Origin of the sequence: Neoactinobaculum massilliense, assembly GCF_900604955.1 — a bacterium.
Taxonomy (GTDB): domain Bacteria; phylum Actinomycetota; class Actinomycetes; order Actinomycetales; family Actinomycetaceae; genus Neoactinobaculum; species Neoactinobaculum massilliense.
Genome location: NZ_UWPE01000001.1, coordinates 407,758 through 431,332 on the forward strand (window position 1 = coordinate 407,758; position 23,575 = coordinate 431,332).

Consider the following 23,575-nt stretch of genomic DNA (forward strand, 5'->3'; position numbering starts at 1 on the left):
CGCGTTAAGGTCCAAGCCAGCCGAACGGTCGAATGCTTGCCCGCGGCCACGCGGCGGAAGCGGCAGAGCTGGGCCGAACGGACCGACGGACCATCGCGGCACCCGCGCCACCGACGGCACGGGGCAGCAAACGGCAGAACGCCGTAGCAGAAGGGGAACCATGGAACAGATCGACGAGGCACAGCCAGGAACACTGCGGCGGACACTGTCCGGATGGGACCTGGTGGTGTACGGGATGCTGTTTATCGGCATCACGGCGCCAATGGGCACCTTCGGTATCCTTGACGCGCGGTCCGGCGGTGCCACACCGCTCGTGTTCCTCATTGCCGCGTTGGCGATGGGCGCCACCGCCTACTCCTACGCGCGCATGAGCCACGCGGTGCCCAAGGCGGGCTCGGTGTACGCGTACGCGGAGGCGGGCCTGGGCCAGAAGCCCGCGTTCCTCGCCGGCTGGATGCTCACGCTCGACTACCTCTTCATTCCATCCATGGCGCTCCTATTCATGGGTGTGGCGCTCAATGCCCTGGTGCCGGCAATTCCCGTGTGGGTAATCACGGTGGCGGGCGTCGCCGTCATCACTCTCCTCAACCTGCTGGGGGTGCGGCTCGCGGCACGGGTGGGCGTGGTCATGCTGGCCATCGAAATTGTGCTGCTCTCCGTATTCATCGTGGCCGCGATTGTGTTCCTCAGGGTGCACGGCCCCACGCGCCCATGGCTGAGCCCGATCGTTGGCGTGGACGGATTTAACCTATCCGGTGTGCTCGGTGCCTCCACGGTGGCTGCGCTCGCCTTCCTTGGTTTCGACGCCATCGCCTCCTTCGCCGAGGAAACCACCGGCTCCACCCGCCAGGTGGGCCGCGCGCTGGCCGTGTGCCTGGCCGTGGCCGCGGTGCTCTTCATCGTGCAGACCTACCTCGCTTCGCTGCTTGAGTCATACAGCCCCGCCGAGCTCGCCGCCAACCCGGCCCTCCAGGGGAGCGCGTTCTATGACATGCTCGGCGCGTCCGTGGGCGGTTGGCTCAAATTCCCGATCACACTCATGCGCTCAATCGGGCCAATCTTCTCCGCGCTCGTGGCGCAGGCGGCCGCCTCCCGCCTTATCTTCGCCATGGGGCGCGGGCGTGATCTGCCCTCCGCGCTTGGCACCGTCGACGCCACCGAAGGCGTCCCGCGCAATGCCACCCTGCTCTCCGCGGTCATCACGCTGGTCGTATCCACCGTCGCGGCACTGGCCCCCGCCGGCCTGGAAACGCTCTCCTCCATGGTCACCGTGGGTGCACTCGTTGCGTTCATCTTTCTGCATCTGGCCACGATCGGCTTCTACGGCGTGAGACGCGGGGAGGGGTGGCGCGCGGCCGTGATCCCGGTGATCGGCATTCTCATCACGTTCGCGTTGCTGGTGGACGCCTCGCGCCTCGCTCTGGGGATCGCGGCCGTGTGGGCGATGCTTGCCATCGCGGTCCTGGTGGCCCGGGGCATCCGCAGGTAGTTGCCCGGGAGCCGGCCGGTTGGTACGGCGGCGGTGCGGCCAGTAATTCGGTACGGTGCGTGGCAAGTTGATTGGGTACGACGCCGGAGCGTCCAGTTGCTTGGGCGCTGCGGGAGTGCGTGGGGTTGCGGAGGTGCGCCTGCATACCTAGCCGGCTACCGAGCCCCGCTGAACGGTAAGGAAACTCTTCAGTTGACGGAAAATGCCCGGTTGCGGCCCTGATATTGGCCCCAAACCGGGCATTATCCATCCACTCAAGAGATAATCATCCACTCAAGAAAAATCCATCAACTCAGCGCCAGCCACGCCGGTGGGGTAGTGGCGCCGGGGATGTGGCCCGCCCGTGCGGGTCGATGGGCATATGGCGGCAGGAAGCCGAACCTCGGCTACCTGCCGCCCACTTCGGCGTCGGACTAGTGACGGTCTTAGAACCTAGTGGCGATCCAGGTATGCGGACACCAGGTGGCGGTTAATGTTCGAGCGGTTGATGATACCCACGATGTGGCCGTCATTCGTCACGGGCGCCTTCTTCAGGTGCTTGGAGGCGAGCAGGTTGCACACCTCGCCGAGGTCGGCGTGGGCGTCAACGGTGATGACATCGCGCGTGGCGATGGACAGGGCGGGTCGGCCGATCACGTCCGCGACGGTCTGGTCGAACTCCTCGTCATCCCGGCGCACCAGGAAGGAATACGGCGTGGCGAAGGCATCCACGTGGGTGCCGAGGGCCCGGAAAATATCGCCGTCGGAAATAAAACCGCGCACCACCGACTGATCATCAACTATCGACACGCCCGAAATCCCGCGGGACACAAGAAGTCGCATGGCATCGCCGACCGTTGCGGTGGCCGGGAGCGTCCACACGTCATGTTTCATGAGGGCCGTGAGCGACGTGGCAGGAACGGCGGTCTCGGCGGCGTCAGTAGCGGCCTGCTCATCCTCGGTCGGCGCACCGGCCATAAGGCGCGTGGACGCCTCACGCTGGTTAGTGATTCCGATTCCGGCCACGAGACCAAGGCAGGCAAGGACCCCGAGCGTGATACCAACGGTGAGAAAGGCGGCGTCGGCCTGGCCGGTGGCCGCAGTACGTGCCCCATAAATCCCCGTGAACACGGCGGAACCAATGCAGCCAGCAATCTGGAACGCCGTGGACATAACGGTGACGCCATGGGCGTTCATAGCACGGGAAAGGTGGGAGAGTGCGAAGGACTGCACCGGACCGATCACCATGGAGGAACCCACAATGACGGGGATGTAAACAATCGCTAGCTGCATCAGCGAGCCGGTGTCGATCACCAGCGCTACCACTACGGAAAATACGGTGATCAGGCCAAGACCCAGCGGAATCAGGAGGCGCGGGCCGTGGCGGTCAAAGATTCGGCCGGACAGCGGCGCGGTCACGCAGGAAAGAAGAATAGCCGGGAACAGTGCGAGCGCGGCGGTGAGGCCGGAGCGCCCTGCCTCGGCGTTCGAGTAGTGTGCGCTCCAAAGCGTGCCCGTCCGCCATCCGGTCCCGTGCCGCGCCCCGGTCCGCGCCGTTCTAGGCTCGCCTCATGCACACCACCGACACCCGCGCCGAATTGCGTGCGGCCGCCCGTGACGCCTTGCCGGTGATGCTCGGATACGTTCCGCTGGGCATGGGGCTGGGTATGACCGTCGTGGGTGCGGGTCTGGACTGGTGGTGGGCGCCGGTGTTCGGACTTGTGGTTTATGCCGGGTCAATGGAGTTTCTGCTCGTGCCGATGGTGGTGGCTCACGTTCCGCTGGCATCCATCGCGCTCGCGGCGCTTCTCATCCAGTTCCGCCACGTGTTTTATGGCATTAGTTTCCCGCTGGAGCGGGTGAAACGTGGGCCCGGGCGCCTTTACGCTATTCATTCGCTCACCGACGAGGTTTACGCCCTCGTCTCGGCCCGGCCGCGCGAATCCATTACCGGCCCGTGGCTCCTGTGGGTGCAGGGGCTGTGCCATGCGGCCTGGGTGAGTGGGTGCGCGCTCGGTGCCGCGGTGGGGCTGGCCATCCCCATTGACCAGCGCATCCTCAGTTTTCTGCTGACGGCGCTGTTCGTCGTCCTCATGATGGATGCCTACCGGGCGAATCCGTCCCGCATCGAAACCATTGTGGGTGCATGTGTGGCGGCCGCGGCGCTCATTGTGCCCCGGCAGTTCTTCCTTCCCGTAGCGCTCTCCGCTCTCACGCTGGTACTGGTGATTATGGGTACGACGACGAAGCGTGGCCACCCGTCCCCGCCGCGCCCGGACCTGGACGGGATGCCATGAGGTACATTCTGTTGGCTGTGCTGGTCACGTGGCTCATCACTTTTGCGCTGCGTGCCGCCCCGTTTGTTTTTCTGCGTCGTGTGCGTGATTCGGCGCTGCTTGCCTATCTGGGGCGCACCATGCCCGCGGCCGTCATGCTGATCCTCGTGGTGTACACGCTCCATGGTGTTTCTTTTTCCGGCTGGGAATGGGTGCCGCCGGCCGCGGGCATTGCGGTGACGGTGGGTCTGCACCTGGCCTTCCGCAACACACTGGTCTCGCTAATAGGTGGGACGGCTGCCTTCGCGCTGGCGCTTACGCTCATCTAGGCATATGTACCGCCCGTGGAATACAGTCCGGCCGATATGATGACACAAGCCTGGCCACACCGGCGTCGCCGAAACGTGATTGTGAACAAAAGGCGAGGCTTAAGAATGTGCCTCCATTAAACAAATGCGTGCCCTAGAATAACCGTCGGAAATTATGTCAAAAGATGACGGTTATCCTACATTTCATTGTTCTAGAGCCGCATAGTTTGCCTACGGTACTTCAATTTGGTGATTAACTGTTAAGAAATCTTGGCCACGTATCTCTGTCCCTTTAGCATGAAAGAGTCTGCAGAGAGCAGGCGCGCGAGAGAGAGGTAAATCCGTGCATATTAAAAGACTTACAGCCACGATGACGGCAACCCTGGCACTTGCAATCACGGGCATGATGGGCACCCTGACAGCTCCTCAAGCTTCCGCCGCGCCCCAGGTTGTTCCCGGGCAGGTTGGTGAAAGCTGCGCAATCGAGGGACAGCGAGGGCAGTCCCTGAAGATTACGGGCAGCCAGTTTGAAATTGAAGGAACGGCAAGCGTCGCCAATTACAACGACGAGCCGCTCCCGCTCACGCAAACCCTCACCGAGGGTAAAACCAAGTCCTGGAACGTGGGTGGATCCGTGGACTTCGATCTGCTCCAGCTATTCCACATCGCCATTTCCAGTGGCTACCAGTCCACCCAAACCTGGGAGGTAGGCCAGACACTTGGTCCGTACATGGTCAAGCCCGGCTATACGGGTGTGCTGGAATACGGTTTCCTCAACCAGAGCTTTGAGGGTACGCACCTACGCTGCACAAATGGCACCTGGGTCGATGCAGGCCGGCCCTACCACGGCACCGTGCCGAAAGAGCGCCACGTCCGTGTGTACATGCGTCCGAACTCCGCACTGTAGGGAGCTCGCATGAAGAAAGTGATTGTTGGGGCGCTTGCGGCGATGTTTCTTGCCGTTACCGCACCGGCGAGCGCCTTCGCGGTGGTGGAGCAGTCGGTCACCCCAAATCAGGATGAACACCGCTCCACATTCGTCAACGATGAGCACTGTGACCCCGCGGTGGATGGGCATCGGCACCCCTTCGAGCAGTGGGTGACGGATGAGTGGGACCGCTACAACGGCACCAGTTCATTCACCAACCGTACGGATCGGCCAATCCGGTACACCCTTGAGGTAACAGAAGGTGTCAACGAATCCGTCAAGGCATCGACCACCTCCAATGCGTGGGACGTATTTTTCAAGGGACTAACCGGCCGATACGGCATCGTTGAGGAATCTGAATGGCGCGTGGGGGATACGCTCGGGCCTGTCACGGTGAAGCCCGGGCAAACGATGCGTGCAGATTACGGCGTCCACATGAAGAGCTTCATTGGTCGTGTCCGTACCTGTGATACGCGCACACACCTGTGGCGGACCGAGGCGGCATTCGGTGAGTATTCAGGCTCCGGCCCATCCACCCGCTTCGTCGTATGGCACATGACAGATCCAGCCACGGGCAAGGACACCCCGTCCCTGCAGTACGTCAATTAGGAGTCCCTATGCATAAGAAAATTGCGGCGATACTGGCTCCGATCGCGCTCGCGGCGAGTGGGTTGGCATCTGCTCCTGCTTTCGCGGCCTCGGACACGTGGACGCCCGTCCCCATGCTTCAGGCCGTGGAAACGGGTCCGCAGCCCGGCACGGCGTGTACGCGCAATAGGGAGAGGCGTCAATTCGTGACACTCACCGGTTCGCATTTTGACGTGGAGGGTCAGGTGTCCACGTCTAATGACACGGACGGCGTAGTGCCGATCCAGCAAATCATCAAGGAATCCAAGTCCCGCAAGTGGACATGGTCCGCGACGGTTAACGCGAAGCTCATCGACGAGATTTACCGGAAGTATCACTGGGAGTACAACCGGGAAATATTCTGGTCGATGGGCCAGACGGTGGGTCCCTATGATCTCAATCCAGGGGAGACGGGCACGCTGGCGTGGGGTTTCATCATGGATGACTACACCTCTCAGCCCGTCATCTGCTCTACCGGCACGTGGAAAGCTCGTGGCGCCCTCCGGTTCGGTTCGGCACCGCGCGAGCGTCACGTCGAGATTGCGATCAACTAACCGGCGTCGGGGCGGGGCCTGTTGAACCGCGTACCACCAGGGAGGGTTCCAGGCGTACCGTCCCGACGTCGGTGGCGTCCGGTGCCAGGATGCGTTCGACGGCCAGCTGCCCCATGGCATCAATCGGCTGACGCACCGATGTGAGATGAAGTTCAGTGCCGGCTCTCATCGTGACGTCGTCGTACCCCATGACGGACACATCTCCGGGCACCCGCACCCCGGCTTCACGGAGTGCAAGCAGCACGCCGGCCGCGGCACGATCATTGGCGGCCCAGATGGCGGTGGGAAGCCTGCCGGCGGCGAGAAGTGCGCGTGCGGCGCGGTATCCGCCTGAAATGTCGAAGGAACCGGGGAAAATCTGTGGTTGCACCCCCGCCGCACGGGTGCGGGCGAGGAAGGCGGTGCGGCGCTCATCTGCTGATACGCCGCTACCGCCATCAATATGCGTGATGGAGCGGTGACCGAGGCCCGCCAAATGCTCCACAACCAGCCGTACGCCGGCCTCCTCGTCGAGGGCGATGGCGCCCCGACTCACGCCGCCCAGTACACGGGAAATCGACACCGTGGGGGTGGCGCCCAACAGGGGGAGTAGGCCCTCCTCCGCCATGGTGGGGCCAAGCAGTACCACGCCCTGCGGACGCTGCGCCGTGAGCTGTTCGACGGCGTGACGCTCGCCTGCTTCCGTGTGCTGTCCGGTCGCGATGAGCGTGGTGAGGCCAGCCTGATCCGCGTGGCGGGATACCGCATCGGCCACGGCGGCGAAAAATGTGTTAAGCACGTCTGCGAGCAGCACACCAAGCACCGACGAGCGCCCCGATGCCAGTGAGCGTGCGGTGAGATTGGGCCGGTATCCCACAGCTTTGCAGGCGGCAAGGATACGGAGGCGGGTGGAGGCGGCCACGCGTCCTTTTCCGCGTAGCGCGGTGGACACGAGCGTGCGTGAAACGCCGGCGTAGCGCGCCACATCGTCCAGCGTGGGTGCCTTGGTCATATCTCTCCTTTTACCCGTATCAGTGTAGAACCGCATCGTTTCCGTGCTACTGTACCTGCTGAAGCGCTTCAGCGCTCGGGGTGTATGTCTCCCGCTGTGCGTGTAAAGATCGGAGAAACATGCGAGTCCAGAAACTACTTGCGCTCGGGGCCGTTACGATGCTCGGTTTGGTCGGCTGTTCTAGCACCGGGGGTGCTGCCCGCGAAAAGGCTTCTGCCCAGGCGGCATCCGGCTGCACGGCCACCACGTCCACCGTGGCGGTGGTTAGCCACGGTGTGCAGGGTGATCCGTTCTGGGATGTGGTGAAACGTGGGGCAGAAGATGCTGGCAAGCGATACTGCGTCAACGTGACCTACCAGGGACAGGGCGATCCGCAGGCGCAGAGCCAGGCCATTGACAACGCCGTGGCGCAGAAGGTGGACGGACTGGTGGTATCCATGGCAAACCCGCAGGGACTCAAGGATTCCGTGGAGGCTGCGGTGGCCGCCGGGGTGCCCGTGGTAACCATCAACTCGGGTGAGGCCGAATCGGCGTCGTACGGGGCGCTTGTCCATATCGGACAGAATGAGAAGGACGCGGGCGGCGCTGCCGGCGAACAATTCAAGAAGGCGGGCGACAAGCACGTGCTCTGCGTGATACACGAGGCCGGCAATATCGCCCAGGAATCGCGTTGCCAGGGTGCCGAAAAGGCACTCGGCATCCCTATGACGCGCCTCCAGGTGGAAATTGCGAACCTATCCGAGGCACAAACCACCATCCAGACGGCCCTCAACGCGGACCCGTCCATCGATGGTGTATTCACGCTCAATTCTGCGGTGGCCACGGCTGCCGCGCCGGCCATCGAATCCACCGGACGTAAAATCACGCTCGGCACGATGGATCTGGACTCGGATACGGCCGGGCTTATTTCAAAGAAGCAGCTGGACTTTGCGGTGGACCAGCAGCCCTACCTCCAGGGATATCTAGGCGTGGAGGAAATCGTGCTTCACAACCAGGCGGGGCTCAGCATCGGCGGCGGTAAAACGGTGGCCACCGGACCAAACATTGTGAATGCGAGCAATATTGACGTCGCGCTGGCGGGCATTAAGGCGGGGATGCGGTAGTGGAGAAGCAAAAAACGAGAAGAACGGGCGGGATTATTAGCGAGACGACGCCGGAGCTCACCGCGCCGGCCCCGGTTCCAGCCCCCGGTGACGATGCCGAGACCGACGTGACCGTCACCGCCCTCCGGCAGCCGGCCTGGGCGCGGCTTATGCTTTCCCGCCCGGGGCTGCCCGCCGCCGTGGGTACTGTTATCGTCTATACGTTTTTCCTGCTGGTGGCACCCTCCCTTCGCACCGCCGGCGGCCTGGCCAACGTTGCGGATGTGGCCTCCCTGCTGGGCATCATGGCGGTGGGGGTCTCTCTCCTCATGATCGGCGGGGAATTTGATCTCTCCTCGGGCGTGGCCACCGGGTTTTCCGCGCTTGTGGCCGTGCACGCGGCCTATCAGCTGGGTCTCAACGTGTGGGCCGGCGGAGTGATTTCGCTGCTCGTGACGCTGGCGGTGGGCCTCCTCAACGGCGTGCTGCTGGTGCGCACCAAACTACCCAGTTTTATTGTCACGCTGGGTACCATGTTCGCCCTCCAGGGGCTGGACCTGGCGGTTACCAAACTTCTTACCGGTCAGGTGATCGCGGAGGGGGTGGCGCGCATGGATGGCTGGCGCTCCATTCGCGCCGTGTTCGGCTCCACCATCCAAATCGGTAGTTTCGGCCTCAAGGTGTCCGTCATCTGGTGGATAGTGCTGCTGGTGGCGGGCTCCCTCATGCTCACGCGAACGCGGCTGGGTAACTGGATCTTTGCCGTGGGTGGTGATCCAGATGCAGCCCGCGCCTCCGGTGTACCCGTTGCACGCGTCAAGATTTTCCTGTTCCTCACGGTGAGCTTCTGTGCGTGGGTAACCGGCATGATTGTCATGGCCCGGACCGGATCCGTGCAGGCGAACCTGGGTGTGGGACTGGAATTTGAATACATTATCGCCGCCGTCATCGGTGGCTGCCTCATGACCGGTGGCGCTGGATCCGTGGTGGGTGGCGCACTCGGTGCCCTCATCTTTGGCCTGGTCAAACAGGGTATTCCGGCGGCCCAATGGGATTATGACTGGTACAAGCTGTTCCTGGGCGTCATGCTGCTGGCCGCCACCATCGTGAACGAGAAGGTGCGCCGCAGCGCGCAGGGAGGACGTAAGTGATGAAAGATGAGACTTCACTGCCGGCTCCCGTGGTGGAACTGGCTGGCATTCGCAAGTCATATGGGCGTCAGGAAGTACTTCACGGGGTCGATCTCGCCGTGCGCCCCGGTCACGTCACGTGCGTGCTCGGTGATAACGGCGCTGGAAAGTCCACGCTCATCAAGATCCTGGCAGGCGCACATCGCCCCACCGAGGGTGAGATCTTGCTGCACGGCGAGACCACCGTGTTCCATTCACCGCGTGAGGCGCAAGAGCGTGGTATTTCCACCGTGTTCCAGACGCTGGGGCTGGTGGATCTCATGAGCGTGTGGCGCAACTTTTTCCTCGGTGCGGAGCTGCGCCGTCACGGGTTACTTGATGTGGCGGATATGCGCAGGATCACGCGGGAAGAAATGAACGCGATGGGTGTGCCCATTGACGACGTGGACCGGCTGGTGGGCACGCTTTCCGGTGGGCAGCGGCAGTGCGTAGCCATCGCCCGCGCCGCGTACCGTGGTGCTGAGGTACTCGTGCTTGATGAGCCGACGGCAGCGCTCGGTGTCCGCCAGGCGCGCCTGGTGCTCACGCTCATCCGCGCTGCCGCCTCTCGTGGTGCCGGCGTGGTGCTGGTGACGCATAATCCGTCGCACGCCTACCGGGTGGGGGACGAGTTCCTCATCCTCAATGGCGGCCGGGCCGTGCTGCAGGCCCGCCGCGGTGAGGTGTCCGAATCCCAGCTCATGACGCTCATGGCCGGCAGCGAAGAGTAGGGGTTACGCGGCTGGACGACGTCGTTGCTCCGGGCGCCGTGGTGTGCGGCGCGCCGCGACCGGGGCGGCGCGCCCAGCGGGGTAGTCCGCCTCAAATCTCGAAGATCGCCAGGAAATCCCGGATACGCGGATCGGTGGACCCGAAGAACCCGGATGGTTCGCCGTCGTACCCAATCACGCCCTCGTCGAGGAAAATGAGCCGGTCCGCCACGCGCCGCGCGAAGGCCAGATCATGCGTGACAATCACGAGTGACTGACCAGAGCGCGCCACGTCGATGAGAACACGGGACACCTCGACGGCGAGTTCGGGATCCAGGGCAGAGGTGGGCTCATCGCACAGCAGGTAGGTGGGGGACACGGCGAGCGCGCGGGCGATGGCCACCCGCTGCTGCTGGCCGCCCGAGAGCTGGGACGGGTACGCGTCGCCCTTATCCGCCAGGCCAACCTGCTCCAGCCGATCCTGCGCGATCTGCTGCGCCAGCTCCGTGGCGCTGCCTGTCACATCGCCCACCAGCGCATCCCTGTTCCTGCGAATGTACTGCCGCAGGGCGAGGGCTACGTTATCGCGGACCGTCAGGTGCGGAAACAGGTTGAAGGACTGGAACACCATGGTGGAGGCGTCGGCCGCCTGCGCCCTATCCGCCCGCGAGAGACGCGCGGGAAAGGTGAGGGCGGCGTCGTCGATGGTGAGGGTGCCCGAATCCGGAACCTCCAGTAGGTTGAGGCAGCGCAGAAGCGTGGACTTTCCCGAACCCGAGGGGCCCACGATCACGGTGGTGTTCCGCTCGGGGAACTCGGTACTCACCCCGCGTAATGCCTGCACGGTGCCGAATGCTTTGGTGATGTTGGAAACGGAAATCATTGGGCTGCTCCCAGCGTATTAGTCCGGTGCGCCGTCATTTTGCGACCGCCACGTACCGGGAGAGGCGGTGCTCCAGGCGCCCCTGGATCCAGGTGAGGAGGGTGGAGATGAGCAGGTAAATGAGCGCCACCTCGGTGTAAACGGCGAGCGGCTCATAAATGCGAGCGGTGATCTGCTGGCCCACCTGGAACACGTCGGCCAGCGTAATGGTGGACACCAGCGACGTGGACTTAAAAATATTGATGAATTCATTGGAGAGCGGCGGCAGGGCAATGCGCCACATCTGCGGCGCAATCACGTAGCGGAGTGTCTCCCAGCGCGTGAGATGCAGAACGCGCGCAGCCTCCCACTGTCCGGCGGGAATGGAGGACTCGGCGGCGCGGATGCCTTCCGAGGCGTAGGCGCCCGTGTTGAGAGCCAGCGTGATGATGCCGGCGGTCCACGCGTTAAAGGTGATGCCGACGCGGGGCAGGCCGAAGAACACGATGCACAGCTGCACCAGCAGCGGCGTGCCGCGGAATACCCACACGTAGAACCAGGCGACGGCGCGCGCCAGGCGGAAACGACTCACGCGCGCCCGAGCCGTGATGACCGCGAGCACCAGTGCAATGGCGAAGGCAATGAGCGAGAGCGGAATGGTCACGCCGATGGTGGCGAGAGCCAGGGACGGGAAGGAATCCGCCCAAATCTGCAGGAAATCACTCATTGGCGGACGTTGACTTCGAGGCGGAATCGGCATTCTTCGCGGCCGGGTCCACCACCTGCGCGGCGGCTTCCTCGCCCACATACTTGGCTACGGCAGCCTTAATCGAGCCGTCCTTAAGCCCCGTGCGGATACCCTCATTGAGGGCGTTGAGGAGCTCGGTATTGCCCTTCTTCACCATGATGGCCGAGGCAGCCGCCGTATCCTGCTCAAACGGGATCATGCGGAGCTTCGCTTCTGGGTGCTGCGTCATGTAGTAGCCGAGCGTGATCGCATCGTTGGCCAGGCAGTCCGCCCGGCCCTGCTGCACCAGTTCTACCGTGTCATTGAATCCGGAGGCCGGCAGAATCTTTCCGCCGTTCTCCTGGATTGCCTTCCCAAAGTTTGAGGTGGGCGTTGACGCGCACGTGTGTCCCGGTAGGTCCGAAATCGCCTTGATGTCCGAATCCTCCGGTACCACCAGCTGCGGCGTTGAGTACATGTACGGGATCGTGAGGTCGTAGCGCTCCTGCCGCTCCTTCGTGACCCCGATATTGTTAATGACCATGTCATAGCGGTCCACGTCGAGGCCGGCGATGAGCGAATCCCACTCGGTCTCCACGTACTGCGGTTCCTCACCCATGTCCTCTACCAGTTGTCGGGCGATGTCCGTCTCAAAACCGGCGAGCGTATTGGAATCATCATGGAAGGAGTAGGGCGGGTAGACGCCCTCCAGACCCACGCGAACCGTCCCCACCGACGCCGTTTCCGACGGCGACTGGGCGCTTTGGCCCGCACACGCGCTGAGAAGCAGGGCAGGAGTAGCGAGTAGTGCGAAGAACTTCTTCATTGATGCCTCCGAGTGCGTGATCCGGTTCCCTTTTGAGAACGCTTTTGTACCCTAATGCGCTGACCGGGCCGAGGCCAAGGCCCGCCACATAGTGAGCAGCAGGAGATACCCGGTGACCGATGGTCGCCTGGGCGCGCCGCCAACTCGCGTGCCCTGTCCTTTTGGACCGGCGAGGCCTACAGATCCGGGTGAGAGAAACGCGGTGATTTAGGTGTCGCTGAGCGAGGTTTCGTTCGATGCCCGCGTGGTTTTGTTCGACGTCGACGTGCGTGGTTGCGTCCGCGCGGGTGCCATCGTTTCGCTTGATGTCGTTTCGCCCGACGCCGTTTCTCCTGCGGTCGCACCGGCCACCGTACCCTTTACTCCCGCGAGCATGACAGCTCCGGGGAGGGGCGGCTCGACAGGAGGCTCGTGCTCGGGAATTCGTGGCGCCTGAATCGGTAGTGGTAGCGCGCCCTCGGACCGGTCGGGGTGCTGGACGGCGTCGAGCAGCGCCACAAGGGTGGACGCGAGGGACGACGCGCCCGGATACACGAGATAGCGGGAGCGCCAGGCCGGGTGGAACTTCTCCTTGTAGGAGCGTAGGCCGGAGAAGTTATAGACGCGATTGCCGTAGTCATATACCAACCGCACAATTTTTTCGCGTCGATACGCGTGCGGGCGCACCCCGGTATTGGACATGGGCGCCATCCCCAGATCGAAGGAGCGGTAGCCGAGCTCCTTCGCCTGCTCCAGGAGGGACACAAACAGACCATCCATCGTGGGGGCCGGCGCATCCGGCCGGATACGCATGAGGTCCACGGAGGCTACACCCGGGCCCATCGGCATGAGGGTGGCGAAGCCCTCCAGGCGGGTAGCGCTCCGCATGACGGCGACGGGTGCACGGCCCACGTAGGCGGGGTCAAAGAAGCCCAGTGAGAATCCCATCTCCGTACGGTCTCCAAGCCAGGCATCGGATACCTCACGCAGTTCAGCCAGGAACTCGGGCGTGAACGGTGGGCGTACCAATTCGAAGCTCAACTCCTTCATGCGGTTACGCATGCGCCGGAACGGTTTCCCCTGGTTGCCGACCAGCGAGAAGCAGGAGAGGTCCACGGAGGCGTCCTCACCCAACTTGATGAAGCTGAACCCCTCATTCGCAAGAATGCCCAGATGGCGCTCCTCAAGTTCGTAGACGCACACGCGCGCTCCCTCGTTATCGGCGAAGTCCACAAATTCTGCGACTACGCGTTCAAAGGCGGCCGGATCCCCAAACGGATCACCGAGGACGATGAGTAGGTTCCCCTGCGGGCGGTACAGCAGGGCTGCGGCACCATCGGAGGAGTAGAACACCTGCTTATCGCCAAGATAGAAGAGGTGCGTATATGCGTTGCCGCCGTACTGCTCAATAAACGCGCGGAAACGCGCTACATCCTTGTGCCCCGGGCGGATGAACTCGGGCCCGGAGGGGCGGGAATACATGACCGCGAGTGCGATGGCCGCCGCGAACAGGACGTTGAACACGATGATGGCGATCGGCTTGCCATGCACGAAGCCGTGTGGTGCCCCGTGCATGAGGTGCCACGCCACGATTGCACCCGTCACGCCGAATACGAATAGAAGAGACGGTAGCAGCGAGCGCCATGAAGGCCGCAGTGGCTGACGATCAAACGCTGTCCGGCCCGCCACGAGCAACAGTCCGAAGATCAGCAGGTAGGTTGCTTCCTCCCAATCGAGCCCGCGGGCCACGCAGGCGACGGCCGCAATAATGATCAGCACCATCGTGAGCCGGTAGGCGCGTTCCACCCGGGCGTGAATGCCGCGGGAAAGCACCACCATAATGACGCCGGTGAGCAGCACGGTGAGGTGCGAGGCCCGCATAATGGGTGGAGGCAGGAGGCCGCGCATGAAATGGACGCGCTGGCCAATCTCGGGCGTGAGCGCAGACACCACCAGAATGATGCCGGCCACCAGGGTGAGTACGGAGAGCGTATTCACCACCAGGCGAGTACGGCGCTGAGAATCCTCGAAACCGAGCCGCGGGGCAATCTCCTGCCAGGACCAGTAGAGGGCGGCCAGCGCCCACGGAACCGCGTAGTAGGCAACCCGATAGATGATGAGAGCCAGTAGGAGACGCGAGGAATCGTGGCCCATGGCGCTGAAGAGGGCCACGGCAGCTACATCGAAGGAGCCTAGTCCGGCGGGAATAAAGGACATGAGGCCCACAAGCGTGGCGGTGGCGTAAACAAACAGTGCGCTGAGGAGGGAAACGTGGGGTTGGAAGGCGGATACGCACAGCCAGAAGAACACGGCCGCCGCAAGCCAATCCACCACCGATGCCCCGGTCATCTCCAACTTTTGCCGGGCACTTTGGTCCGCCAGGGCCGATGTTTGCAGGTTCACCTTCCCCAGGTGAATCCGCCCGGCCAGGAAGTAAATGGGGATATAGAGGCATGCCACCACCGGCACGGCCAGGAACTTGCCATCCCACCGGGCACCAAAGGGAAGTGTGGCTAAAAGAATAACGAAGAGCCCCATGAGGTTCGCCGCCCACACGGCAACGCTCACGCGTACGGCCGTATCACCCTGTGCTCCGTATCGCTTGTAGTAGCGCGCCCGGATGGCGCCACCCGTGAGTCCGCCCAGCCCGGCAAAGTTATTGAAGGCCTGAGCCACCCATCCGATCTCCAAGGCACGTTTCCACGGCAGGTGGATGCGGTAGTGGCGTGCGGCGGCGACGTCGTACAACCCCGTGGCCGTAAATGCCAGTAATCCCGCGGCTGCGAGCGCGATGAGAACGCCCGTGGGGACGGCGTGAAGGGCCTGGCGCATGTGCTCGCCGGAAATCTCCGAGAGCTGCGAACGGGCCACCAGCGCCACCGCAATGATCATGGCAGTTGTGAACAGAATCTTGAACAGGCGAGAGTGGGCTCTCAGGAAGCTCATTGGTTATCTCCTTGTTGGTCGCGCCCGAGTGTAGCGAGGCGGGAGCAACCATGGTGGGATGTGCGGCGGTACGGCCCAGTGGCGTCTGGATGACGGTGCACATTTCCTCATAGCGGAATCCGCGAAAATGCACATCTTCATGACGAATTCGGCTACATTTTGGGATAGTGGTTCCAACGAGCCATTCCAAGTACATCGATCTGAGAGGTAAACATGTCCCTCAACCGCACTGAGCTTATTGCCAAGATCGCCGAGAAGGCGGAGTTGTCCAAGGCTGACGCCGATAAGGCGATCGCCGGTCTTCAGGACGTTCTCATTGAGTCCCTGCAGGCGGGCGAGCCCGTCAAGATCACGGGCCTCATGTCCATCGAGCGCACCGAGCGCGCAGCCCGCAAGGGCCGCAACCCCCGCACGGGCGAGGAAATCCAGATTCCGGCGGGCTACGGCGTGAAGATCTCCGCCGGCTCCACCCTGAAGAAGGCCGTGGCCAGCAAGTAGCGCCATGGGAGGCCCGGCTTAGTCCGGGCCTTTTTTGTACCCTGACGACGAGGTTGCGCGGCCGGGCATCGCGTCTCACTCACCGCGGCGCCGCCGGACCTAATAGTGGGCGAAAACGCGTTCGGCGTCGCAGTCAATGGTGACGTGCCCGCTGTAGGGAATGACGTACTGCGGGCGGGTATGGCCAAATGGCACGCCAATGCACGTTGGTAGATCGCTCCGGTAGGGCGCCACATTGGCCACGAGGTAGTCAATATAGGCCTCGATGCGCCTTCGTAACACGGTGGCCGGGGCGGGCTGATCGCGGTCATCCACCACCGGGCGAGCAAAAAGGAGGCCGGCAGCCGCTTCAAAGTAGCCGCGCTCGCCCATGGCGCGCAGCCAACGGCCCACATACTCGGGTGGGGGCAGTATTTCTGAGGTCTCAAAGATAAGGATGGCACCTTCAAGTAACTCGGCGTCAGGGAGCCGGCCGGCTAGCGCCATCTGATCCAACACCTCGAGGCATCCGCCCCAGGTGGGGCCGCTCACGCGTCCAGAACCGAAGAACTGCAGGGGCATGCTTGCTCCGCGCGGCGGCTCCTCGGTGAGTGCCGCCGGATCCGACCAGTCCAGTCCGAAGTCCTGGCTGGATGCCGGCGCGGTGAGCTCGCGGGTTCCGCCACCGAATAGCGCTCCGCGCAGCGTCTCCACCTGCTCCGAATCCACGCTGGGGCCGGTGAAATGTACCATCGACGCCCCGCCGTAGTATCCCGCTATCCCCAGGCTCCACAGCCACCCGAGGATGTTTGTATTGTCCGAGTACCCGATGAACGGTTTCGGATCCTGGAGCGGCAGCGCCGGATTGAGATGCGGAATAAGGCGGATTTCATCGTCGCCGCCCACGGTGGTGAGGATCGCGCGAATACTCCGGTCCGCGAAGGCGGCGTTGACATCCGCGGCGCGCTCGGCGGGGCTTGCGCCCATCTTCCGGGTGGTTGGGAATTCGACCACCGTGACGCCCAGCAGGCGTTCGATACGCTCCACCGCCTGTTCGTGAAGGGCAGGGAAATAGGCGGGCGCCGCCCAGGCGGGGGAGAGCAGGGCAACGCGGTCCCCGGGATGAAGTGGTGAATCAACCATGTAGGCATGCTACCGGGCGGCACGGTGATGCTGGGGCGCCGCGGAAAACCGGTCCGTGACGGCGTCGTCCGGCGGGTGGTGATGTGATCAACGGAGGGCTGGGAAGGGAATGATGAGCTTCCTACAATGGGGGCATGAGTAGTGAGCCGCTTGATCGTCCCGGCGCGCCCGAGCCCCCGGCGGGCCCGGCCACGCAGTCCCAGGGGTCCACGTCCGTTCTGGAGCGGACGCAGGAGGAGCATGCGCCCGGTGACGAGGAGCGCTACGCCCACTACGTGCGCAAGGAACGCATCACGGAATCCGCCGTTTTCGGTAAGCCCGTGGTGGCGTTGTGCGGGAAAATTTGGACGCCCACGCGCAACCCCGATCGTTTCCCCATCTGTCCCACCTGCAAGGCCATCTACGAGCAGATGGGCAAGCAGGGGTCCGGTTGGCCCTTCGGCCCGGACGTACCCGGATCCGGTTCGGACAAGTGAGGGCGGGGGCGTCGTCGCCCCGGGATACGCCACGAAACGCGTCACGCTACGCCGCGGAAAACCTCTCCCCGGCTTTCCCGCAGCGTGCCGCGTGGGGAACGGCGCGCTCCCTGAGGGCCTGGCAGGCGGAGGCGCTGGATCTCTACCTGCGTGAGAATCCACAGGACTTCCTGACCGTTGCTACCCCGGGCGCCGGGAAAACCACGTTCGCACTGCGCATTGCCACCGAACTGCTGGCACGTCAGGTGGTGGAGCGCGTCACCGTGGTGTGCCCCACGGAGCATCTGAAAACGCAGTGGGCCATGTCCGCTTCGCGGGTGGGGCTGCAGCTGGACCCCGATTTCACCAATGCGCAGCGGGTGGAGGCGGAGTTTTTCAAGGGTGTGTGCGTCACCTACGCCCAGGTGGCCGCGAATCCGGAGCTGCACCGTGCGCGCACGAAGCATGCGCCCACGCTGGTGATCCTCGACGAGGTGCACCATGGCGGCGACGCGCTCTCCTGGGGCGACGCGATTCGGCGAGCCTTCACGCCCGCTACGCGCCGGCTCTCGCTCACCGGCACCCCGTTCCGTTCGGATACATCCCAGATTCCCTTTGTCACCTATGAACCGGACGGATACGGCACCCTGCGCTCGAAGGCCGATTATGCCTACGGTTACGGGGATGCGCTCAAGGACGGTGTGGTGCGCCCCGTTCTCTTCATGTCCTACTCCGGCCACATGCAGTGGCAGACAAAACAGGGGGACGTGGTCGAGGCAACGCTCGGCGAGCCGCTCACCAAGGACATGACCAAGCAGGCCTGGCGCACCGCGCTGGATCCGCACGGGCAGTGGATCCCGTCCGTGCTCGGCGCCGCCAACGATCGGCTCTCGGTGGTGCGGCAGACGGTTCACGATGCCGCCGGCCTTGTCATCGCCTCCAATCAGACCAACGCGCGCGCCTATGCGGATACGCTCGCCGCGATCACGGGCGAGTATCCGGCTGTGGTGCTCTCTGATGATGCGGGCGCGAACGATCGTATTGAACGGTTCACGGAGGGGACCTCCCGCTGGATGGTGGCCGTGCGCATGGTGTCCGAGGGTGTGGATATTCCGCGTCTCGCCGTGGGCGTGTACGCCACGTCGGCCTCCACGCCGCTGTTTTTCGCGCAGGCGATCGGACGTTTTGTTCGTGTACGACGCCGTGGTGAGACCGCCACGGTATTCCTTCCCTCGGTGCCGAACCTGTTGCAGCTGGCCTCCGAAATGGAGAAGGAGCGCGACCACGCCATCGCGAAAAAGTCCGCACCGGACGGACTCGATGACGCACTCATAGAGGCGGCGAATCGCGAGGAATCCGCGGAGGATCAGCTAGCGCTTCCCGGTTTCCAAGCGTTGGAGAGTGGGGCGTCCTTTGATCGCGCTCTGTTCGACGGCGGTGAGTTCGGCTTTGGTGGAGAGGTCGGGAGCGAGGAGGAGATGGACTTCCTGGGCATACCCGGCCTCCTGGAGCCAGACCAGGTGAAAACCCTCCTGGCCCACCATCAAACTGAACAGACCCGGCGGCAGGCCGCGAAATCACGCGGCGCCGAGAAAGCCGGGGCACCCAGCGAAATTCAACGCCGCCGGAAAGTACGCAAGGAACTCTCCTCCCTGGTGTCCGCCTACGCCGCCAAATCGGGTGAGGCGCATGCCAAAATCCACGTAGATCTGCGGCGTGCCTGCGGTGGGCCCGAGGTTGCGCGGGCCTCCGCGGATCAGATCCAGGAACGGATTGACAAACTGCGCGGTTGGTTCGTGGGACGCAAATGACGGGCACGCGGCCCCGTGGCCGGGGCCACGCTGCGCCTAATCCACGCGTTCCATAAGCGTGGGAATACCGGGTTCGCCGGCGGAGAGGCGCCAGGCGTCGTCGGGCAGCTCACGGCGGGAGGCGGTGTGACGTGCGCGTGCCTGTTCCAATCCGGCGCGCCCACCAAACTGCTCATTGATTACGCCACGGTCAATGAGCTTCACCTGAAGTGGCCGGGCTCCGCGTTCGGCGAGGGCTTGCTGGCCCTTCTCCCAGGAATCGCAGGAAAGCACCAGTTCCTCGGAAACGCGCTCGCCGCGGGAGAGGCGGCCTGCCACCTTAAAGCCGCCGACACCCGCCTTACCGGCGCTCCGCTTGGCTACCGGAACCACGGTGCCCGCCGCGTTTTCGCGCGCCACCATCTTGTACACCATCTCCGCGGTGGGTACCCCGCTGCCGGTCACCAGTCGGGTACCAACGCCGTATCCGTCCACCGGGGCGGACCCGAGTGCCGCCAGCGCGTACTCGTCCAGATCATTGGTCACCGTGATCTTCGTGGAGGTTGCCCCCAGTGCGTCAAGCTGTCCGCGCACCTTGAAGGCACCGGCCACCAGATCACCGGAATCCACACGGATGGCACCCAGCTTCCCGCCGGCCGCCTCCGCTGCCCGCACCGCGTGCTCCACACCCTGCTCCGTGTCATAGGTATCCACCAGCAGTGTGGTGCCCGTGCCCATCGCCTTGATTTGAGCGCTAAAGGCGTCCATTTCCGTATCGTGAAGCAGCGTGAAGGCGTGGGCGGAGGTGCCGGAAACGGGGATGCCGTAGAGGCGCCCGGCCTCCAAATCTGAGGTGCCCACGAATCCCGCCACGTAGGCGGCGCGGGCCGCGGCCACAGCCGCGCCCTCGTGGGCGCGGCGCGCGCCGAAATCAACGCACGGGCGGCCGTGAGCGGCCGCCGTCATGCGAGAGGCCGCGGTGGCTACCGCCGAATCGTGGTTGAGTACGGACAGAAGAAGCGTTTCCAGCAGGCAGCATTCGGCGAACGTGCCGGTGGCCGTGAGGATCGGGGAGCCGGGGAAGTAGAGTTCTCCCTCCGCATATCCGTACAGATTCCCGGAGAAGTGATAGCTGGACAGGTAGTCCAGCATGTGCTCGCTCACCACGTGTGCGCTGCGCAGGTAGGCGATCTCTTCGTCAGTGAAGTGAAAATCCTGCAGCTGGTCGATGATGCGCCCGATGCCCGCTACCACGCCGTAGCGGCGCCCGCCGGGTAGCCGCCGCGCGAACACCTCGAACACGCACCGGCGGGAGGCCGTGCCGTCCTGGAGTGCGGCATCAACCATGGTCAGCTCATACATGTCGGTGAGCAGTGCCGTTGAATGTGTCATACGAAGCATCGTAGTCCGGCTACGTGATACGGCGCGGTTTTCGTCGGAGGCGGGCCCTACACTGGACGCTATGAGCGAACCGAATGACACCGGCCCCACACGCGCGCGGCTCTCCGAACCTCGGCTCGCCGCGGCGCGCGGGATCCTCGCCGCCTCGAACTATGCCGCGCCGTCAAACACGCCGGTGCGGGCGTCGTCGTCGGAACCGCCCCGGCAATCCGAAGAACAACCTTCGCCGCAGGCAATGCGCTCCGCTCCTGGCGAATTCGCGGCCGCCCGCCCCGTGTCGGTGGAGAGTACACCGTGGGTCACCGTGGTGCACAACGATCCCGTGACGCTCATGAACTATGTGGTGTGGGTTTTTGAGGATTATTTCCACCTGCCCACAGCCCGTGCTCAGGACCTCATGATGGAGATTCATACCCGGGGCCGGGCGGTGGTGTCCCGTGGAGCTCGTGAGGCGATGGAAACGGATGCGCATGCGCTCCACGTGTACGGGCTATGGGCCACCATTGAGGAGGAGCAATGAGGCCATTTCAGGTGGCGCGCGGCGGATACGTGGCGCAGGCGGACGCGATGGAACGGCGGCTGATCCGCGGACTGGCGCTAGACGTGATGCAGATGCTGGGCTACACCCAGGAAGATTTCGCGTCCCATGCAGATGAGGACGAAGCGGAGGTGCTAGCCGCCTATGAGTCCGAATTTGAGCCGGGCGTGCCCGCCTCGCCGTTTACCGATGAGGCGGTCCACCGTCTACTCCCCGATATGTCCGATGATCCACTCCTGGCGGGGGACCTGCGGGATCTCACGCAGCACTCCATTGCCCAGCAGAAGGCGGAAAACCTGGACACGTTCGTAAGCGCGCTGGAAGCGGCCACCGTCTGGACGGACGGGGAGAAGCGTCTCGAGGCCACCGTGTGGGTGCCCAATGAGGAGGCGCGCGCCGCAGCCACGGCACTCAACGATATTCGGCTGGTGCTCGCCACACGGCTGGGTATCACAGATGAGGCCGATGAGCTGGCGGCGCAGGAGCGTGCCTCCGTCTACCTTGGACCCGATGGGCTCACCATCACCTCGACGGATGAACTCATGGTGGTGGCCTACACAATGGTGACCTGGTGGCAGGATTCACTGTTGCGCGCCATTCGGAACAAGGAATTGCGCGGCTAGCCTGGAAGCATGGATTCACGGCCAATTGGCATCTTTGACTCGGGCGTAGGCGGCCTCACGGTGGCGCATGCGATTATGGAAAAGATGCCGGGTGAGGCCATCACGTTTATTGGCGATACCGCCCACAGTCCCTATGGCACTAAGCCCATCGCGGAGGTGCGGCGCCTGGCCCTGGACATCATGGACCGCCTGGTGGCCTCCAATGTGAAAATGCTGGTGATCGCCTGTAATACGGCCACGGCGGCGGCGTTGGCGGATGCTCGGGAACGCTACCGGGATCGGCTCGGCATTCCCGTTGTGGAGGTGATTCGGCCGGCCGTACGCCGCGCTATCCGCACCACCCAGACCGGCCGGGTGGGCGTTATTGCCACGCCTGCCACCATCAAGTCGGGTTCCTATCAGGATGCGTTCGCGGCCGCTGATATCCAACTGTGTACCCAGGCCTGCCCGGCCTTTGTGGAACTGGCAGAATCCGGCGTCACCGCCGGGCCGGACGTGGAGCGTGTGGCTGAGGAATACCTTAGGCCCGTCCGCGATTTCGGGGTGGATACGCTGGTGCTGGGGTGCACCCACTATCCGCTGCTGTCCGGCGTCATCTCCTACACGATGGGGGAGGACGTCACTCTGGTGACATCCTCCGAAGAGACAGCCAAGGACGTGTACCGCACTCTCGCCTCCCACAAGCTGTTCTCCGACGCGTCCGTGGGCGGTACCACGGTGGACGCCTCTCAGCTGCGTTTCTATACCACCGGCGATCCGGCTCAATTTGGCCGGCTCGCACGCAGATTCGTCGGCCCGGAAGTAGGCCGTGCCCGTTCAGCAAAGGAGCTGGAGTGAAATTAACGATTATTGGATGCTCGGGGTCCATGTCAGGGCCCGAATCACCCGCCTCCGGATACCTGGTGGAGGCCACCGGCAACGACGCCGGTACGGGGCGCGATGTTGCGCTCACCCTGGATTTCGGTCCGGGGGTGATGGGGAAGCTGCTGGCCTACCGCGATCCGGCGCTTCTGGATGCGATGCTCTTTTCTCACCTGCATGCGGATCACTGCGCGGATCTGGTGGGTATGCAGGTGTACCGGCGCTGGTACCCGGGCGGTGAGGTGCCGCGCGTACCGCTGTATTCGCCACAGGACGGCCGGCGGCGCCTCATCCAGTTGGCCGACGACGATCCCACGGATACCTACGAGGACGAATTCGATTTCCATCACGTCAATCCGGGCGACAGTTTCGAGGTGGGGCCACTGCACGTGGAGGCCTTCGCCGCCAACCACACGGTTGAGGCGCTCTGCTACCGAATCACTGGCCCGTCGGACGCGCGGCCGGGAGAGCAGGCCACACTCACGTTCACGGGTGACACGGACTACGCGCCTTCCGTGGTGGAGGCCGCGCGGGGTGCGGACACACTGCTGTCCGAGGCGGCCTTCGAGGAGGGCCGAGACACCGTGCGGGGCGTCCACATGACGGGGAAGCGGGCGGGCGAGTTGGCACGCTCGGCCGGCGTGCGCGACCTCCTGCTTACCCACCTGCAGCCCTGGACGGATCCCGACGAAGTGGTGACCGAGGCGCGCGGCGCGTTCAGTGGACGCGTAACGGCCGTGCGCGCGGGACAGACGTACCGGATCTAGCGTCGGGCATGTGTACGACGCCGTCAGCGACCGACGTCGTACAAAGCCTCGGCGTGCCCGCCGGGGC

General features: G+C 63.8%; 24 protein-coding genes and 1 pseudogene. 16 read left to right on the forward strand and 9 right to left on the reverse strand.

Annotated features, from left to right (window positions below; genetic code table 11):
* Positions 1-160 precede the first annotated feature (160 nt).
* Positions 161-1,489 carry an APC family permease gene (locus EIH27_RS01790; protein ID WP_124039282.1) on the forward strand — a complete coding sequence of 443 codons (1,329 nt, stop codon included), beginning with the start codon at positions 161-163 and terminating at the stop codon, positions 1,487-1,489.
* Positions 1,490-1,921: 432 nt separating this feature from the next.
* Here EIH27_RS01790 and EIH27_RS08080 read toward each other — a convergent pair whose 3' ends face one another.
* Both EIH27_RS08080 and EIH27_RS08045 read right to left on the reverse strand, forming a co-directional pair.
* Positions 1,922-2,641 carry a CBS domain-containing protein gene (locus EIH27_RS08080; protein WP_338133971.1) on the reverse strand — a complete coding sequence of 240 codons (720 nt, stop codon included), beginning with the start codon at positions 2,639-2,641 and terminating at the stop codon, positions 1,922-1,924.
* Positions 2,618-2,968, reverse strand: a pseudogene (locus EIH27_RS08045) (MFS transporter); the annotation flags it as partial. The pseudogene EIH27_RS08045 and the gene EIH27_RS08080, both read right to left, overlap by 24 nt.
* A gap of 71 nt (positions 2,969-3,039) precedes the next feature.
* On the opposite strand from EIH27_RS08045, the gene EIH27_RS01800 reads away from it, so the two are divergent.
* The 5 genes from EIH27_RS01800 (at position 3,040) to EIH27_RS01820 (ending at position 6,161) form a co-directional block, all read left to right on the forward strand.
* The gene (locus EIH27_RS01800; RefSeq protein WP_124039284.1) at positions 3,040-3,765 is read left to right on the forward strand and encodes an AzlC family ABC transporter permease; all 726 of its coding nucleotides are present in this window, start codon (positions 3,040-3,042) and stop codon (positions 3,763-3,765) included.
* A complete protein-coding gene (locus tag EIH27_RS01805) occupies positions 3,762-4,073 on the forward strand; it encodes a branched-chain amino acid transporter permease (protein WP_124039285.1) in 312 nt (103 codons plus the stop codon). Before EIH27_RS01800 ends, EIH27_RS01805 begins: the two co-directional genes overlap by 4 nt.
* A 349-nt stretch (positions 4,074-4,422) precedes the next feature.
* Positions 4,423-4,959 (forward strand): hypothetical protein, encoded by a 537-nt coding sequence (locus EIH27_RS01810; protein WP_206424853.1) that lies wholly within the window; start codon positions 4,423-4,425, stop codon positions 4,957-4,959.
* A gap of 9 nt (positions 4,960-4,968) precedes the next feature.
* Positions 4,969-5,589: a hypothetical protein gene (locus tag EIH27_RS01815; RefSeq protein ID WP_124039286.1), complete on the forward strand. Its 621-nt coding sequence runs from the start codon at positions 4,969-4,971 to the stop codon at positions 5,587-5,589.
* Between the two features lie 8 nt (positions 5,590-5,597).
* The gene (locus EIH27_RS01820; RefSeq protein ID WP_124039287.1) at positions 5,598-6,161 is read left to right on the forward strand and encodes a hypothetical protein; all 564 of its coding nucleotides are present in this window, start codon (positions 5,598-5,600) and stop codon (positions 6,159-6,161) included.
* On the opposite strand, the gene EIH27_RS01825 is transcribed toward EIH27_RS01820, so the two are convergent.
* On the reverse strand, positions 6,154-7,152 hold the full coding sequence (locus tag EIH27_RS01825; RefSeq protein ID WP_164461573.1) for a LacI family DNA-binding transcriptional regulator: 999 nt from the start codon (positions 7,150-7,152) through the stop codon (positions 6,154-6,156). The genes EIH27_RS01820 and EIH27_RS01825 overlap by 8 nt on opposite strands.
* 119 nt (positions 7,153-7,271) lie before the next feature.
* On the opposite strand from EIH27_RS01825, the gene EIH27_RS01830 reads away from it, so the two are divergent.
* From EIH27_RS01830 to EIH27_RS01840, 3 genes are read left to right on the forward strand one after another with little or no spacing between them, the layout of a single operon-like run.
* Entirely contained in the window at positions 7,272-8,255 is a 984-nt protein-coding gene (locus tag EIH27_RS01830) for a substrate-binding domain-containing protein (RefSeq protein WP_124039289.1), read from the forward strand.
* Positions 8,255-9,385, forward strand: coding sequence for an ABC transporter permease (locus EIH27_RS01835; RefSeq protein ID WP_241152931.1), 1,131 nt, complete (start codon positions 8,255-8,257; stop codon positions 9,383-9,385). Before EIH27_RS01830 ends, EIH27_RS01835 begins: the two co-directional genes overlap by 1 nt.
* Positions 9,385-10,134: an ATP-binding cassette domain-containing protein gene (locus EIH27_RS01840; protein ID WP_124039290.1), complete on the forward strand. Its 750-nt coding sequence runs from the start codon at positions 9,385-9,387 to the stop codon at positions 10,132-10,134. The genes EIH27_RS01835 and EIH27_RS01840 overlap by 1 nt, the downstream gene beginning before the upstream one ends.
* A gap of 91 nt (positions 10,135-10,225) precedes the next feature.
* On the opposite strand, the gene EIH27_RS01845 is transcribed toward EIH27_RS01840, so the two are convergent.
* The 4 genes from EIH27_RS01845 to mprF form a co-directional block, all read right to left on the reverse strand.
* Entirely contained in the window at positions 10,226-10,996 is a 771-nt protein-coding gene (locus EIH27_RS01845) for an amino acid ABC transporter ATP-binding protein (protein ID WP_124039291.1), read from the reverse strand.
* 34 nt (positions 10,997-11,030) lie between these two features.
* Complete coding sequence (locus EIH27_RS01850; protein ID WP_124039292.1) at positions 11,031-11,702, reverse strand: amino acid ABC transporter permease; 672 nt, start codon at positions 11,700-11,702, stop codon at positions 11,031-11,033.
* Complete coding sequence (locus EIH27_RS01855; protein WP_124039293.1) at positions 11,695-12,528, reverse strand: transporter substrate-binding domain-containing protein; 834 nt, start codon at positions 12,526-12,528, stop codon at positions 11,695-11,697. Before EIH27_RS01855 ends, EIH27_RS01850 begins: the two co-directional genes overlap by 8 nt.
* A gap of 207 nt (positions 12,529-12,735) precedes the next feature.
* A complete protein-coding gene (gene mprF, locus EIH27_RS01860; RefSeq protein ID WP_124039294.1) occupies positions 12,736-15,453 on the reverse strand; it encodes a bifunctional lysylphosphatidylglycerol flippase/synthetase MprF in 2,718 nt (905 codons plus the stop codon).
* Between the two features lie 213 nt (positions 15,454-15,666).
* Here mprF and EIH27_RS01865 point away from each other — a divergent pair, with 213 nt between their 5' ends.
* Positions 15,667-15,951: an HU family DNA-binding protein gene (locus tag EIH27_RS01865; RefSeq protein WP_124039295.1), complete on the forward strand. Its 285-nt coding sequence runs from the start codon at positions 15,667-15,669 to the stop codon at positions 15,949-15,951.
* Between the two features lie 99 nt (positions 15,952-16,050).
* Here the strand turns inward: EIH27_RS01865 and EIH27_RS01870 are convergent, their stop codons facing one another.
* A complete protein-coding gene (locus tag EIH27_RS01870) occupies positions 16,051-17,073 on the reverse strand; it encodes a S66 family peptidase (RefSeq protein WP_124039296.1) in 1,023 nt (340 codons plus the stop codon).
* Between the two features lie 134 nt (positions 17,074-17,207).
* Between EIH27_RS01870 and EIH27_RS01875 the strand changes: the two genes are divergently transcribed.
* Together EIH27_RS01875 and EIH27_RS01880 are read left to right on the forward strand one after the other, a co-directional pair.
* Complete coding sequence (locus EIH27_RS01875) at positions 17,208-17,549, forward strand: DUF3039 domain-containing protein (RefSeq protein ID WP_124039297.1); 342 nt, start codon at positions 17,208-17,210, stop codon at positions 17,547-17,549.
* The gene (locus tag EIH27_RS01880; protein ID WP_124040094.1) at positions 17,546-19,339 is read left to right on the forward strand and encodes a DEAD/DEAH box helicase; all 1,794 of its coding nucleotides are present in this window, start codon (positions 17,546-17,548) and stop codon (positions 19,337-19,339) included. The genes EIH27_RS01875 and EIH27_RS01880 overlap by 4 nt, the downstream gene beginning before the upstream one ends.
* A 36-nt stretch (positions 19,340-19,375) precedes the next feature.
* Here EIH27_RS01880 and EIH27_RS01885 read toward each other — a convergent pair whose 3' ends face one another.
* Entirely contained in the window at positions 19,376-20,719 is a 1,344-nt protein-coding gene (locus tag EIH27_RS01885; protein ID WP_277424088.1) for a nicotinate phosphoribosyltransferase, read from the reverse strand.
* Positions 20,720-20,780: 61 nt separating this feature from the next.
* Here EIH27_RS01885 and clpS point away from each other — a divergent pair, with 61 nt between their 5' ends.
* The 4 genes from clpS to EIH27_RS01905 are packed head-to-tail and all read left to right on the forward strand — an operon-like array spanning position 20,781 to position 23,508.
* Positions 20,781-21,239 carry an ATP-dependent Clp protease adapter ClpS gene (gene clpS / locus EIH27_RS08085; protein WP_338133966.1) on the forward strand — a complete coding sequence of 153 codons (459 nt, stop codon included), beginning with the start codon at positions 20,781-20,783 and terminating at the stop codon, positions 21,237-21,239.
* A complete protein-coding gene (locus EIH27_RS01895) occupies positions 21,236-21,880 on the forward strand; it encodes a DUF2017 family protein (RefSeq protein WP_124039299.1) in 645 nt (214 codons plus the stop codon). Before clpS ends, EIH27_RS01895 begins: the two co-directional genes overlap by 4 nt.
* A gap of 9 nt (positions 21,881-21,889) precedes the next feature.
* Positions 21,890-22,717, forward strand: a complete 828-nt coding sequence (gene murI / locus EIH27_RS01900) for a glutamate racemase (RefSeq protein ID WP_124039300.1) — start codon at positions 21,890-21,892, stop codon at positions 22,715-22,717.
* On the forward strand, positions 22,714-23,508 hold the full coding sequence (locus tag EIH27_RS01905) for an MBL fold metallo-hydrolase (RefSeq protein ID WP_124039301.1): 795 nt from the start codon (positions 22,714-22,716) through the stop codon (positions 23,506-23,508). Before murI ends, EIH27_RS01905 begins: the two co-directional genes overlap by 4 nt.
* The last annotated feature ends 67 nt before the right edge of the window (positions 23,509-23,575 follow it).